Below are 14175 nucleotides of genomic sequence, written 5' to 3'. Positions count from 1 at the left end.
ACAGGCTCCCTTCCCCCCTTCCTTCACACCGGGCGAGGTCAGTCCTCGTCGGAATCCTCGTCGGAATCCTCGACCGAGTCCTCATCGGAGTCCTCGTCGGTGACGTCCTTCGCGTCGTCCTCATCGGCCGTTTCGGCGACGGGAGTCACGGCATCGTCGTCGGACGTGGCCTCGACCTCGGCCTCGGCCTCGGCCGCCTTGTCGTCGTCGGCGTCAGCGCTGTCGCTGACCTCGTCGTCGCCGAGGGCGTCGACGAACTCCACGCCGTCGAGTTCCGCCAGCCGGTCGGAGGCGTCGGTGCTGCCGTCGCGGTCGGCCTCGACGGCCTTCGCGAACCAGTCCCGCGCCTCGCCCTCCCGGCCCCCGGCCAGCAGCGCGTCCGCGTAGGCGTACCGCAGCCGGGCGGTCCACGGCTGTACGGAGTTGGAGGCCAGCTCGGAGCTCTGGAGCGTCACGATCGCCGCGTCGAGCTGCCCCATGTCACGCCGGGCACCGGCCGCCACGAGCCGCATCTCGACCTGCCCCGCCTTGTCGAGCTTCTGCACCTCGGCCGCACCGGCCATCTCCAGCGCCTTCTCGGGACGCCCGAGCCCACGCTCGCAGTCCGCCATCAGCGGCCACAGCTCCAGGTTGCCGGTCATCCGCCGCGCGGCCCGGAACTCCGCGAGGGCCTCGCTGTACTTCTGGTTCGCGTACGCCGCGAAGCCCGCCGCTTCTCGTACGGCGGCGACGCGCGAGGCGAGGCGCAGGGCGACCTTGGAGTAGGCGTAGGCGCGCTCGGGCTCCTCGTCGATGAGCCGGGCGACCATCACCAGGTTCTTGGCGACATCCTCGGCGAGCGTCTTCGGGAGGCTCTGGAGCTCCTGGCGTACGTCCTTGTCGATCTCCTCGCCGGTGACGTCCTCGGGGATCGGCAGCCGCTTGATCGGCTCGCGGTCACGGTCCCGGTCACGGTCGCGCTCGTCACGGAAGCGGCCGCCGCCTCGCCGGTCGTCGCGCCGGTCGTCGCGTCGATCGTCACGTCCGCGGAACCCGCCGGGTCGCCCGCCGCGGTCGTCGCGACGGGGCCCATGGCCACCACGGTCGTCCCGGCCCCGGAAGCCGCCGCGGTCACCGCGGTCACCGCGGGTGTCATCACGGCGGTCGTCACGGCGGGGGTAGCCACCGCGCTCGTCGTCGCGACGGGGGTACGAGGGACGGTCGTCGCGGCGGTCATCGCGCCGGTCGTCCCGACGCCCGTACCCGCCACCGCGGTTGTCGTCACGGCGCGGGTAGCCGCCCCGCTCGTCGTCACGACGGGGGTACGAAGGCCGGTCCTCGCTGCGACGGTAGGGGGGACGGTCACCGCGGTCATCACGGCGGGGTCCACGGTCACGGTCGTCACGGCGCTCATCGCGGCGGGGGTAGCCACCGCGCTCGCCCTCGCGCCGGTCGTCACGACGGGGGTGGCCGCCCCGCTCGTCGTCACGACGGGGGTACGAGGGACGGTCGTCACCACGGCGGTAGGGGGGACGGTCACCGCGGTCGTCACGGCGGGGTCCACGGTCACGGTCATCACGCTGAAAGGCCGGACGCGGGCCACGGTCACCGTCACGACGATCGTCCCGACGCCCGTACCCGCCACCGCGGTTGTCGTCACGACGCGGATATCCACCGCGCTCGTCGTCACGACGGGGGTACGAGGGACGGTCGTCGCCGCGACGGTAGGGGGGACGGTCACCGCGGTCGTCACGGCGGGGTCCACGGTCACGGTCATCACGCTGAAAGGCCGGACGCGGGCCACGGTCACCGTCACGACGATCGTCCCGACGCCCGTACCCGCCACCGCGGTTGTCGTCACGACGCGGATAGCCGCCCCGCTCGTCACCACGACGGTCGTCACGGCGATCGTCACCACGGCGATCGTCACCACGGCGGTCATCGCGCCGGTCGTCCCGACGCCCGTACCCGCCACCGCGGTTGTCGTCACGACGCGGGTAACCAGCACGGTCGTTGTCACGACGCCCGTAGCCACCACGGTCGCCACGGTCCCCGCGATCGCCGCGGTAGCCGCCACGATCGCCGCGGTCGCCGCGGTCCCCACCGTCCCGTCGCCGCTGGTCGCGTTCCGGTCGATCGTCGGGAGAGTTGGTGGACATGGTGACTCCTGTCTTCGGTGCCGCAAGCAATTCTCGCGCAGCCGGTCACCCGGTGCGCGCTCCGGAAAAACAAAAAGGACCCCTGGTCCCAGCTGAACGCTGGTGACCAGGGGTCCTCCAAAGATTGTTCGGCGGTGTCCTACTCTCCCACAGGGTCCCCCCTGCAGTACCATCGGCGCTGTGAGGCTTAGCTTCCGGGTTCGAAATGTAACCGGGCGTTTCCCTCACGCTATGACCACCGAAACCCTAATGGTTTCGAGCGAACAAGCACACTTTTCAATTGTCTGTTCTGGCTGTTCAACTCAAAGCCGGCAACCGTTCGTTGCCTCAGAACTGACACAGTGGACGCGAGCCTCTATGGACAAGCCCTCGGCCTATTAGTACCGGTCACCTCCACCAGTTACCTGGCTTCCAGATCCGGCCTATCAACCCAGTCGTCTACTGGGAGCCTTACCCCATCAAGTGGGTGGGAGTCCTCATCTCGAAGCAGGCTTCCCGCTTAGATGCTTTCAGCGGTTATCCCTCCCGAACGTAGCCAACCAGCCATGCCCTTGGCAGAACAACTGGCACACCAGAGGTTCGTCCGTCCCGGTCCTCTCGTACTAGGGACAGCCCTTCTCAAGACTCCTGCGCGCGCAGCGGATAGGGACCGAACTGTCTCACGACGTTCTAAACCCAGCTCGCGTACCGCTTTAATGGGCGAACAGCCCAACCCTTGGGACCGACTCCAGCCCCAGGATGCGACGAGCCGACATCGAGGTGCCAAACCATCCCGTCGATATGGACTCTTGGGGAAGATCAGCCTGTTATCCCCGGGGTACCTTTTATCCGTTGAGCGACGGCGCTTCCACAAGCCACCGCCGGATCACTAGTCCCGACTTTCGTCCCTGCTCGACCCGTCGGTCTCACAGTCAAGCTCCCTTGTGCACTTACACTCAACACCTGATTGCCAACCAGGCTGAGGGAACCTTTGGGCGCCTCCGTTACTCTTTAGGAGGCAACCGCCCCAGTTAAACTACCCATCAGACACTGTCCCTGATCCGGATCACGGACCCAGGTTAGACATCCAGCACGACCAGACTGGTATTTCAACGACGACTCCACCACCACTGGCGTGGCAGTTTCACAGTCTCCCAGCTATCCTACACAAGCCGAACCGAACACCAATATCAAACTGTAGTAAAGGTCCCGGGGTCTTTCCGTCCTGCTGCGCGAAACGAGCATCTTTACTCGTAGTGCAATTTCACCGGGCCTATGGTTGAGACAGTCGAGAAGTCGTTACGCCATTCGTGCAGGTCGGAACTTACCCGACAAGGAATTTCGCTACCTTAGGATGGTTATAGTTACCACCGCCGTTTACTGGCGCTTAAGTTCTCAGCTTCGCCCCACCGAAATGGAGCTAACCGGTCCCCTTAACGTTCCAGCACCGGGCAGGCGTCAGTCCGTATACATCGCCTTACGGCTTCGCACGGACCTGTGTTTTTAGTAAACAGTCGCTTCTCGCTGGTCTCTGCGGCCACCCCCAGCTCAGGGAGAAAATCCCCTCACCAGGCGTGGCCCCCCTTCTCCCGAAGTTACGGGGGCATTTTGCCGAGTTCCTTAACCATAGTTCACCCGAACGCCTCGGTATTCTCTACCAGACCACCTGAGTCGGTTTAGGGTACGGGCCGCCATGAAACTCGCTAGAGGCTTTTCTCGACAGCATAGGATCATCCACTTCACCACAATCGGCTCGGCATCAGGTCTCAGACACATGAGCGGCGGATTTACCTACCACTCGTCCTACACCCTTACCCCGGGACAACCACCGCCCGGGATGGACTACCTTCCTGCGTCACCCCATCGCTCACCTACTACCAGCTCGGATCACCGGCTCCACCACTTTCCCCAACGGTAAACCGAAAGGGAACGGCTTCACGGGCTTAGCATCACCGGATTCGATGCTTTTCGCGTCACAGCGGGTACCGGAATATCAACCGGTTATCCATCGACTACGCCTGTCGGCCTCGCCTTAGGTCCCGACTTACCCTGGGCAGATCAGCTTGACCCAGGAACCCTTGGTCAATCGGCGCACACGTTTCTCACGTGTGAATCGCTACTCATGCCTGCATTCTCGCTCGTCAACCGTCCACAACTCGCTTCCGCGGCTGCTTCACCCGGCAGACGACGCTCCCCTACCCATCACAGTCTCCGTTGGGAGTATGTACTGCAATGACACGACTTCGGCGGTACGCTTGAGCCCCGCTACATTGTCGGCGCGGAATCACTAGACCAGTGAGCTATTACGCACTCTTTCAAGGGTGGCTGCTTCTAAGCCAACCTCCTGGTTGTCTCTGCGACTCCACATCCTTTCCCACTTAGCGTACGCTTAGGGGCCTTAGTCGATGCTCTGGGCTGTTTCCCTCTCGACCATGGAGCTTATCCCCCACAGTCTCACTGCCGTGCTCTCACTTACCGGCATTCGGAGTTTGGCTAAGGTCAGTAACCCGGTAGGGCCCATCGCCTATCCAGTGCTCTACCTCCGGCAAGAAACACACGACGCTGCACCTAAATGCATTTCGGGGAGAACCAGCTATCACGGAGTTTGATTGGCCTTTCACCCCTAACCACAGGTCATCCCCCAGGTTTTCAACCCTGGTGGGTTCGGTCCTCCACGAAGTCTTACCTCCGCTTCAACCTGCCCATGGCTAGATCACTCCGCTTCGGGTCTTGAGCATGCTACTGAACGCCCTGTTCGGACTCGCTTTCGCTACGGCTACCCCACCCGGGTTAACCTCGCAACACACCGCAAACTCGCAGGCTCATTCTTCAAAAGGCACGCAGTCACGAGAGTGTGCAAGCACACTCCGACGCTCCCACGGCTTGTAGGCACACGGTTTCAGGTACTATTTCACTCCCCTCCCGGGGTACTTTTCACCATTCCCTCACGGTACTATCCGCTATCGGTCACCAGGGAATATTTAGGCTTAGCGGGTGGTCCCGCCAGATTCACACGGGATTTCTCGGGCCCCGTGCTACTTGGGTGTCTCTCAAACGAGCCGCTGACGTTTCAGCTACGGGGGTCTTACCCTCTACGCCGGACCTTTCGCATGTCCTTCGCCTACATCAACGGTTTCTGACTCGTCCTGCTGCCGGCAGGCAGCAGAAGAGAGATCCCACAACCCCGCATGCGCAACCCCTGCCGGGTCTCACACGCATACGGTTTGGCCTCATCCGGTTTCGCTCGCCACTACTCCCGGAATCACGGTTGTTTTCTCTTCCTGAGGGTACTGAGATGTTTCACTTCCCCTCGTTCCCTCCACACTGCCTATGTGTTCAGCAGCGGGTGACAGCCCATGACGACTGCCGGGTTTCCCCATTCGGAAACCCCCGGATCAAAGCCTGGTTGACGACTCCCCGGGGACTATCGTGGCCTCCCACGTCCTTCATCGGTTCCTGGTGCCAAGGCATCCACCGTGCGCCCTTAAAAACTTGGCCACAGATGCTCGCGTCCACTGTGCAGTTCTCAAACAACGACCAGCCACCCATCACCCCGCACCGAAGCACGAGTTCACTGGGGCCGGCATCGAGGGAGTTCATTCCCTCAGACACCCAACAGCGTGCCCGACACCCCCGCCCTCTCATCGTTCCGTTCCACGCCGAAGCAGTACTGGGAAGACACTGAGGTCCAGGTGTGCCGAGTAGTCAACGTTCCACCCATGAGCTGACCACCGCCGGACATTCGCCGGCGTAGTGGCTCTGGCTGCCTTGCGGCAGCTAGATGCTCCTTAGAAAGGAGGTGATCCAGCCGCACCTTCCGGTACGGCTACCTTGTTACGACTTCGTCCCAATCGCCAGTCCCACCTTCGACAGCTCCCTCCCACAAGGGGTTGGGCCACCGGCTTCGGGTGTTACCGACTTTCGTGACGTGACGGGCGGTGTGTACAAGGCCCGGGAACGTATTCACCGCAGCAATGCTGATCTGCGATTACTAGCAACTCCGACTTCATGGGGTCGAGTTGCAGACCCCAATCCGAACTGAGACAGGCTTTTTGAGATTCGCTCAGCCTCACGGCATCGCAGCTCATTGTACCTGCCATTGTAGCACGTGTGCAGCCCAAGACATAAGGGGCATGATGACTTGACGTCGTCCCCACCTTCCTCCGAGTTGACCCCGGCAGTCTCCTGTGAGTCCCCATCACCCCGAAGGGCATGCTGGCAACACAGAACAAGGGTTGCGCTCGTTGCGGGACTTAACCCAACATCTCACGACACGAGCTGACGACAGCCATGCACCACCTGTACACCGACCACAAGGGGGACCCTGTCTCCAGGGTTTTCCGGCGTATGTCAAGCCTTGGTAAGGTTCTTCGCGTTGCGTCGAATTAAGCCACATGCTCCGCTGCTTGTGCGGGCCCCCGTCAATTCCTTTGAGTTTTAGCCTTGCGGCCGTACTCCCCAGGCGGGGAACTTAATGCGTTAGCTGCGGCACCGACGACGTGGAATGTCGCCAACACCTAGTTCCCACCGTTTACGGCGTGGACTACCAGGGTATCTAATCCTGTTCGCTCCCCACGCTTTCGCTCCTCAGCGTCAGTAATGGCCCAGAGATCCGCCTTCGCCACCGGTGTTCCTCCTGATATCTGCGCATTTCACCGCTACACCAGGAATTCCGATCTCCCCTACCACACTCTAGCCTGCCCGTATCGACTGCAGACCCGGGGTTGAGCCCCGGGCTTTCACAACCGACGCGACAAGCCGCCTACGAGCTCTTTACGCCCAATAATTCCGGACAACGCTTGCGCCCTACGTATTACCGCGGCTGCTGGCACGTAGTTAGCCGGCGCTTCTTCTGCAGGTACCGTCACTTTCGCTTCTTCCCTGCTGAAAGAGGTTTACAACCCGAAGGCCGTCATCCCTCACGCGGCGTCGCTGCATCAGGCTTTCGCCCATTGTGCAATATTCCCCACTGCTGCCTCCCGTAGGAGTCTGGGCCGTGTCTCAGTCCCAGTGTGGCCGGTCGCCCTCTCAGGCCGGCTACCCGTCGTCGCCTTGGTGAGCCACTACCTCACCAACAAGCTGATAGGCCGCGGGCTCATCCTGCACCGCCGGAGCTTTCCACCCGCCGAGATGCCTCGGCAGGTCGTATCCGGTATTAGACCCCGTTTCCAGGGCTTGTCCCAGAGTGCAGGGCAGATTGCCCACGTGTTACTCACCCGTTCGCCACTAATCCCCACCGAAGTGGTTCATCGTTCGACTTGCATGTGTTAAGCACGCCGCCAGCGTTCGTCCTGAGCCAGGATCAAACTCTCCGTGAATGCTTTTCACGGGAGCGGTACGAGAGGAGGAATAGTCCCCTCGTACACAGCGTCCTCGCTGTATTTTTCTTCAAAGGAACCACGTCCCGACCGGAGATCCGGCCGGAGACGGGGTATCAACATATCTGGCGTTGACTTTTGGCACGCTGTTGAGTTCTCAAGGAACGGACGCTTCCTTTGTACTCACCCTCTCGGGCTTTCCTCCGGGCTTCCCTTCGGTGTTTCCGACTCTATCAGATCCTTTCGGCGTCCGATTCCCCGTCGGAGGGGGTTGTCTGGGGCTTCGGCTTTCGCTCTTCGGCCTTTCGACATTCACTACGTTAGACCATTCCTTCGCGGACTCATAATCGAGTTCCGAAGGCAACCGAATTCAGGCGTGCGGACACGCCGAATAGGAACCCGCTGAGGGGTGGCCGTAGGTAGTGGTTTGGCCGCTTCCGGCTGCAGGCAGATGCCGTACCCGGTTCAAGCGGCTCGATCCACATTACGCACCTCCATGGGGTGCGTCAACTTGAGCGCCGCCGGGGTACGTGGGCCCGGTAGGGACTGACCGTCGGGTCGCCGGCGACCCAGTACCGCCAGGGGTGGACGCCTCCGTCACCGGCCACTCCGGTGCGGGGGCCGATGCGTACCTGGTCGGAGGCGATCGGGGTGCCGACCAGTATCCGTAGCGGGGTGTCGCCGGTGGCGCAGGCGTCGGTGCCGTTCAGGGCACGGTCGACCCCCAGGGCGGTGGCCAGGCGGGCGGGGCCTTTGGCCAGTTCCTTGTCGTTTTGGGCCGAGAGTCGACGTTTGCGGGCCAGTTCTGCGCCCTCGACCACCTCTCCAGCGCGCAGCAGCACCGCGCTCACCCGACCCACGGGACCGCAAACCAGGTTCATGCAGAACCACATGCCGTAAGTAACGCAGTGAACATGTACGTCGTTGCATCATCGGCAAGGCGACGACAAGCAGGCAGGAGTGGCAGACAGTGCGAGCAATCATCTACGCCAGGCTCAGCCCAACCCCGAGGGGCGAGGAGTCCAAGGGTGGGAACCTCACGCAACAGGTCGAACTGAGCCAGGCACTGTGCGACCGGAACGGCTGGACGGTTCTAGAGGTCATCACAGAGAAGGACTCTTCGGCGTCGAAGTTCCGCGTCGTTGAGGGCCGCAAGGTGTCGGCTCGCGGTGAAGGCTGGAGGCGCGTGGTCGACCTGGTTCGGACGGGTACGGCTGATGTCGTCGTAGCCAGGCACTACGACCGCCTCTACCGGACGACACGAGACCTGGTCGAGCTGGTGGACCTGGCCGAGGAGACCGGCGTTCATCTGGCCGCCGCACAAGCGCAGGGCGTCCTGGACTTGGCGACCCCTTCGGGTCGTCTCGCTGCTCGCATCGGCGCTGCGGTAGCCGAGAACGAGACCGAGATGCGAGTAGAGCGTCAGGTGCTCGGTCATCAGCGCCGCAGGGAGTCGGGGAGGCCCTTCTGGAGCACTCGCCCCTTCGGCTTCGAGCGCGACGGCACGCATCGCGACGAGGAGGCGGAAGCCCTGCGGGGGGCATACCGGGATGTCCTGGCCGGTATCTCCCTGTGGTCCATCGCGAAGGACTGGAACGCTCGCGAGCTGCTCTCGCCACACGGCAAAGAGTGGCGTAGCTCGAACCTCCGGGGCGTCCTCTTGAAGCCGAGGAATGCGGGCATCCAGACGTACTCCCAGTGGGTCGAGAAGCCCGATGGGCGATGCGTACGGGTGACCGAGGAGACTGGCACAGGCAACTGGGAGCCGATCGTCTCCGAGGGCATGTTCCGGGCCCTGGTGCGCTACCTGAGCGACCCTGAGCGCAACACGGGCGGCGGAGGGAAGCGCAAGGCTCTGTTGTCCGGCGTGGTCCGCTGCTCGAAGTGTCAGGCCGTCGTTACGCAGGCATGGAGCCGGAAGGACGCGGCAGGCGAGCGGTACCGTATCTACACCTGTTCGGGTGGCCGATGCATCACATGCCCAGCAGACCCGCTTGACTCCTACGTGGTCCGGCAGGTCATCTCCCGAGCCGAGGAGTGGAACCAGGCTCCGGCCACGGATGCCGCAGACGAGGAGCGCGAAGCCCAGCTACTGGCCGAGGAGCTGGCCACAGGCGAGAGGCGTACCGCCCTGGCGGAGATGTTCGCCGTGGGGGACATCGACGCATCAACCATGCGCACAGGCATCGGCAGGTGCGATGCCGACCTGGCGAAGGTCCGGACCGAGCTGGCAGACCTGGCAGCGAAGCGGGTGCGGGTAGATCTGGGGGACGTCGAGTACCTGTGGGAGGAGCTGGACTATGAAGACCCCGACCGGATCGACTACGTGCGGACGGTCGTCATGCAGGTCTGCGAACTCGTCGAGCTGATGCCGAGAGGCCGAGGAGTCCGAGGGTTCAAGTCGGACCACTGCCGGATCACCTTCCGGATCCCGTGAGCGACGCATGGCGGCCGCCCGGGCCGGACTGCGCATCGAGTCCCGCCTGGACCGCGGCGACTACCCCACCGGCATCGCGATCAGCAAGGACTTCGCCGCCCTGCCCCTGGTCAAGCACGATGTCCACGGCCGAGTGGACCGAAGAAGCCATCCAGCGGATCACCACAAAAAGGCACCACCCTCAAACAGCGCGTTCGACAGCTCACGGGTGACAACCGCACTCTCGACGAGCGACTCACGGCAGCCCGATCCAACCTCCGCTTACAAGACCGGCGTATCGCCGACCTTGAAGCACAGATCGCCGACTCGACGAAGCGCTGACTCACCGCGGTCGAATTCGGACACCGGTCCTCACCGGACTTGTCCATGAGGACCGCCGTCACCGACGCGAACGCTGAGCTGGGCACCCAACTCCCGGAAGCCGAGCGCTTGCGCTACACGCTTGGACGGGTGTGGCCGTGCTCGCCACTGCGGAAGCAGCCCGGCTTCCAGCGCACGAGCCACCGCCGCAGATGCCACCGTCCGCGCCGCCCCCGGCCCCGGCAGTCCGGCGCGACCAGGACGCTGAGGTGGGCCACCGACTGCGGCCAGCCGCGATAGCCGGCTGCGGCAACCACGTCGTCACCGTCACGCACGACGCATGCGGGAGAGATGATGTCCTCCAATCCGCTTTCCCCAGCGTCCTCTTCACCACCACGGGCCAGCAGCGCGGCCAGTCGGACTTCACTGGAAGCCCCAAGCCCTGGTGGAATAAGCGGACGGACGCTCGTTCGCATGGGTCGACGACGAGATCACCGACGCTGACCGCGACTGGGTATCCATGCACCATCACGGCCACGCACTCCTCCATCAAGTCGACTCCTCCCGAGGACTCGACGACGCGGACTTCACCGCTCTCGATGCATGGCTACGAGCCAGGTGAATCGCCCGTGATCCACAGAATTTGACAATTGCTCGACAGTCACCCGACCGGCCAGGAACGCGCCACGCACACGAGCGATCACGCGTCTTCGGGCCAACTCCGCGCCGCCGGCAGCGGCGAGCCGCGAGCGAGGCGCACTGCGGCTCAGGCTCCGCCGGACGGATTGGCTCTGGGGCTCAGTCGGTACGCCGAGACTGTTGGATCACCGGCGAGGTAGAAGCGGTGCTGCCAGTCGTGGGCTTTGCTCACGCCTACCCGAGGGCCAACCCGGATGAGCGCAGCGGGTACCGGCTTGCCCTCGGTCAGTGTGACCGAGGCGTCCGCCAGCAGGTCTGTGCCGTTGTGCTCTGCCATGATGCCGAGCGCCTGGCAGAAGTTCCCCGGACCCCGCGCGAGACGTGGACTCTCGACCTTGCCCCCTCGCCGCTTGCGTGCCAGGTCTTCCCCTTCGATGACCCTGCCTGCCCGGATGAGGACTGCTGAAGCGATGCCGTCTGCCCCGGTGACGATGTTGGCGCACCAGTGGAGACCGTGAGACCGGTAGACGTACAGGTGTCCTGCGGGTCCGAACATGACGGCGTTTCGGGGTGTCCTGCCTCGGTAGGCGTGGGAGGCGGGGTCGGCCGCACCGGAGTACGCCTCGGTCTCCGTGATGGTGATGCTCACGGTTCCCTCGGGGGTCTCGTGGGTGAGGATGGCGCCGAGCAGCTTGGGGGCAACTTCTTCAGCGGAGTGAGCAAGATCCACTACGTTCATGCTGATCACCTTGACATGCCGTAGGTGAAGTAGACGTAGACGTGCCCGGGCGGACCGAACATCACGTCGTTGCGGGCGGTGCGGCCGCGGTAGGCGTGGGAGCCGGGGTCGCTCGGGCCGTCGTAGGCCTCGACCTCCGTCAGGCGCATCGTGATCGGCCCGTCGGGCGTTGTACGGACGAGGTACCGGCCGAGGAGGTCCGGGGCGACCTCCAGTACAGGGCGATCGAAGAACTCTCTGGGGAGGGGGATGCGGTCCGGGGGCGCGATCATGGCGTCCGAGGGTAGTCCAGGCTCGTCCGTGCCAAGGGCTGGTCAAGAATGGGTCCGGTTGCCAGCGTGTGGCACGGAACCGGTCGCGGCCGGTTGGCGTTTGTAGGGATCAGGGATCCATTCGTAAAGGGAGAGTCATGCCGTTCAAGAAGCTGCTCGCGAGTATGGGGGCCGGCGGGGGCTCGGTCGAGACCGTGCTGACCGAGGTCAACGTCGTTCCGGGCGGTGTCGTCCAGGGCGAGGTGCGGATCCAGGGCGGTTCCGTAGCGCAGGACATCCAGGGGCTCTCGGTGGGTCTGCAGGCCCGGGTCGAGGTGGAGAGCGGGGAAGAGGAGTACAAGCAGGACATCGAGTTCACGAAGGTGCAGCTGGGCGGAGCCTTCCAGCTCCAGCCGGGTGCCGTGCACACGGTGCCGTTCGGCCTTGAGGTCCCCTGGGAGACGCCGATCACGATGATCGACGGCCAGGCGCTGCGCGGGATGAACATCGGGGTGTCCACGGAGCTGGCGATCGCGCGCGCGGTGGACTCCCACGACCTGGACCCGGTCAATGTGCATCCGCTGCCCGCGCAGAAGGCGATCCTGGACGCCTTCATCCAACTGGGCTTCCGTTTCAAGACCGCGGACATGGAGCGCGGCCACATCCGCAACACGCGGCAGCGGCTGCCGTTCTACCAGGAGATCGAGTTCTACCCGCCGTCCCAGTACCGGGGGCTGAACCAGGTCGAGCTGACGTTCGTCACCGACGAGAACGCCATGGACGTCATCCTGGAGATGGACAAGAAGCCGGGTCTGTTCAGCGAGGGCAGCGACACCTTCCGCTCGTTCCAGGTCGGTCTGCACGACTTCCACGGGACCGATTGGGCGGCTTATCTCAACCAGTGGATCTCCGAGGTCGGCAGCAAGCGCAACTGGTTCTAGGCTCGGTCCTGCTGAGAACAAGAGCCAACCAGAGCCACTGAACGGACCGATCCAGGAGGTACCGAGGTGACCGAGCTCAAGCGGCGGCCGCTGCCCCACGACTTCCACCCGCCCGTCCCGTCGTTCACGGTGACGAGCCAGGACGTCGAGGAGGGGGCGACGCTCAAGGGCGCGCAGGTGCACGCGGAGGGCAACACCTCGCCGCAGCTGCGGTGGGCGGGCTTCCCTGCGGAGACCAAGAGCTTCGCCGTGACGTGCTACGACCCCGACGCCCCGACGGGCAGCGGGTTCTGGCACTGGGTCGTGTTCGACATCCCCGCCGATGTGACGGAGCTGCCGGCGGGCGCGGGCAGCGGCTCGTTCGAGGGGCTGCCCGCGAGCGCCGTGCAGGTGCGCAACGACTACGGCACCAAGGACTTCGGCGGTGCCGCGCCGCCGCCCGGTGACGGACCGCACCGGTACGTCTTCACGGTGTACGCGGTCGACCAGGAGAAGCTCGGCCCCGACGCGGACGTCTCGCCCGCCGTCGTCGGCTTCAATCTGCGGTTCCACGCGATCGCGCGCGCCCAGCTCATCGGTGAGTACGAGAACACCGGGGCGAACTGAACGGAGCGCGCTCACGCGCGGGCTGAACCGATCCGAGCGTTCATGGAACGTTTGCCCGCCTCTGGTCATGGAATTGATCAGGGGCGGGCATTTTTTATTGCGTTGTCCATCTCGGCGTGCCCGTCCAGAGTTGATCCAAGCCCGCCGGGGAGGTGGGCGGGTGCGCACGGGAGGTGGGCTGGATGCGGGACACGCTGGTGCTGAACGCTAGCTTTGAGCCGCTGTCTACGGTGACGTTGAACCGAGCTGTCGTTCTGGTGCTCCAGGACAAGGCCGTCGTCGAGCAGGCCCACCCCGAACTGCGTATGCGGGGCGCCGATGTGGATATACCCGCGCCACGGGTGATCAGGCTGTGCCGGTATGTACGGGTGCCGTTTCGAAGACAAGCCCCGTGGTCACGGCGGGGGGTGCTGGTCCGGGACCGGCATCGGTGCGCGTACTGCGGGAAGCGGGCGACGACCGTGGACCATGTGGTGCCGCGGGCGCAGGGCGGGCGTGACACCTGGCTGAATACAGTGGCGTCGTGTGCGGAGGACAATCACCGGAAGGCGGACCGGACGCCTGAGCAGGCGGCGATGCCGTTGCTTCGTCAGCCGTTCGAGCCTTCTCCTGCGGATGCGATGCTGTTGTCTTTGGGTGGGGACGGGGACCTGCGGTCGCTGCCGGAGTGGTTGGTTCAGCCTGCGGCGTGAGGGGCTTGCCGGTTGGCGTTCTTGCCCACGGGGCGGGTTCTATGTCTGCGGGTGCGTTCTTCTTTGTCTGCGGGTGCGTCGTGGTTGATCGCGCCCACGCGGCGGAGCCGCATATCGATACAGCCCCGCGCCCCT

Annotated in this window: 7 protein-coding genes, 3 rRNA genes and 4 pseudogenes; 6 read left to right on the top strand and 8 right to left on the bottom strand. The window is 64.2% G+C overall.

Annotation, left to right across the window (positions count from 1 at the left end; translation table 11 throughout):
- Positions 1-38: 38 nt before the first annotated feature.
- The gene (locus ACSYGN_RS32155; RefSeq protein WP_460403865.1) at positions 39-917 is read right to left on the bottom strand and encodes a hypothetical protein; all 879 of its coding nucleotides are present in this window, start codon (positions 915-917) and stop codon (positions 39-41) included.
- Positions 918-1070: 153 nt separating this feature from the next.
- On the opposite strand from ACSYGN_RS32155, the gene ACSYGN_RS32150 reads away from it, so the two are divergent.
- Positions 1071-2234, top strand: coding sequence for a hypothetical protein (locus ACSYGN_RS32150; RefSeq protein ID WP_460403967.1), 1164 nt, complete (start codon positions 1071-1073; stop codon positions 2232-2234).
- Between the two features lie 30 nt (positions 2235-2264).
- Here the strand turns inward: ACSYGN_RS32150 and rrf are convergent.
- From rrf to ACSYGN_RS32130, 4 genes and pseudogenes are all read right to left on the bottom strand, one after another.
- Positions 2265-2381 (bottom strand): 5S ribosomal RNA (rrf, locus tag ACSYGN_RS32145).
- 114 nt (positions 2382-2495) lie between these two features.
- Positions 2496-5615, bottom strand: a 23S ribosomal RNA gene (locus ACSYGN_RS32140).
- Positions 5616-5909: 294 nt separating this feature from the next.
- Positions 5910-7435 (bottom strand): 16S ribosomal RNA (locus ACSYGN_RS32135).
- The 16S, 23S and 5S rRNA genes sit together here, the layout of an rRNA operon.
- Before the next feature lie 506 nt (positions 7436-7941).
- Positions 7942-8337, bottom strand: a pseudogene (locus ACSYGN_RS32130) (DNA-3-methyladenine glycosylase); the annotation flags it as partial.
- 68 nt (positions 8338-8405) lie between these two features.
- On the opposite strand from ACSYGN_RS32130, the gene ACSYGN_RS32125 reads away from it, so the two are divergent.
- Positions 8406-9872 carry a recombinase family protein gene (locus tag ACSYGN_RS32125; protein ID WP_460401851.1) on the top strand — a complete coding sequence of 489 codons (1467 nt, stop codon included), beginning with the start codon at positions 8406-8408 and terminating at the stop codon, positions 9870-9872.
- 351 nt (positions 9873-10223) lie between these two features.
- On the opposite strand, the pseudogene ACSYGN_RS32120 reads toward ACSYGN_RS32125, so the two are convergent.
- Positions 10224-10585 (bottom strand): annotated as a pseudogene (locus ACSYGN_RS32120) (GNAT family N-acetyltransferase); the annotation flags it as partial.
- Positions 10586-10590: 5 nt separating this feature from the next.
- Between ACSYGN_RS32120 and ACSYGN_RS32115 the strand changes: the two are divergent.
- Positions 10591-10794, top strand: a pseudogene (locus ACSYGN_RS32115) (hypothetical protein); the annotation flags it as partial.
- Between the two features lie 144 nt (positions 10795-10938).
- Here ACSYGN_RS32115 and ACSYGN_RS32110 read toward each other — a convergent pair.
- The gene (locus ACSYGN_RS32110; protein ID WP_460401849.1) at positions 10939-11550 is read right to left on the bottom strand and encodes a DNA-3-methyladenine glycosylase; all 612 of its coding nucleotides are present in this window, start codon (positions 11548-11550) and stop codon (positions 10939-10941) included.
- Between the two features lie 14 nt (positions 11551-11564).
- A pseudogene (locus tag ACSYGN_RS32105) lies at positions 11565-11822 on the bottom strand (DNA-3-methyladenine glycosylase); the annotation flags it as partial.
- 137 nt (positions 11823-11959) lie between these two features.
- Here ACSYGN_RS32105 and ACSYGN_RS32100 point away from each other — a divergent pair.
- From ACSYGN_RS32100 to ACSYGN_RS32090, 3 genes are all read left to right on the top strand, one after another.
- Positions 11960-12742 (top strand): sporulation protein, encoded by a 783-nt coding sequence (locus ACSYGN_RS32100; RefSeq protein WP_460401847.1) that lies wholly within the window; start codon positions 11960-11962, stop codon positions 12740-12742.
- A gap of 66 nt (positions 12743-12808) precedes the next feature.
- Entirely contained in the window at positions 12809-13348 is a 540-nt protein-coding gene (locus ACSYGN_RS32095; RefSeq protein ID WP_460401845.1) for a YbhB/YbcL family Raf kinase inhibitor-like protein, read from the top strand.
- A 182-nt stretch (positions 13349-13530) separates the two neighbouring features.
- Positions 13531-14040 carry an HNH endonuclease gene (locus ACSYGN_RS32090; protein ID WP_460401843.1) on the top strand — a complete coding sequence of 170 codons (510 nt, stop codon included), beginning with the start codon at positions 13531-13533 and terminating at the stop codon, positions 14038-14040.
- Positions 14041-14175 lie beyond the last annotated feature (135 nt).

This window comes from Streptomyces sp. YIM S03343, from assembly GCF_054729195.1.
This window is presented reverse-complemented; position numbering and strand designations above follow the sequence as displayed.

Bases quoted from the DNA above. Each gene is read 5' to 3' on its own strand.
- ACSYGN_RS32150 (WP_460403967.1), top strand. From the start codon at position 1,071: ATGGCCACCACGGTCGTCCCGGCCCCGGAAGCCGCCGCGGTCACCGCG.
- ACSYGN_RS32110 (WP_460401849.1), bottom strand. From the start codon at position 11,550: ATGAACGTAGTGGATCTTGCTCACTCCGCTGAAGAAGTTGCCCCCAAG.
- ACSYGN_RS32100 (WP_460401847.1), top strand. From the start codon at position 11,960: ATGCCGTTCAAGAAGCTGCTCGCGAGTATGGGGGCCGGCGGGGGCTCG.
- ACSYGN_RS32090 (WP_460401843.1), top strand. From the start codon at position 13,531: ATGCGGGACACGCTGGTGCTGAACGCTAGCTTTGAGCCGCTGTCTACG.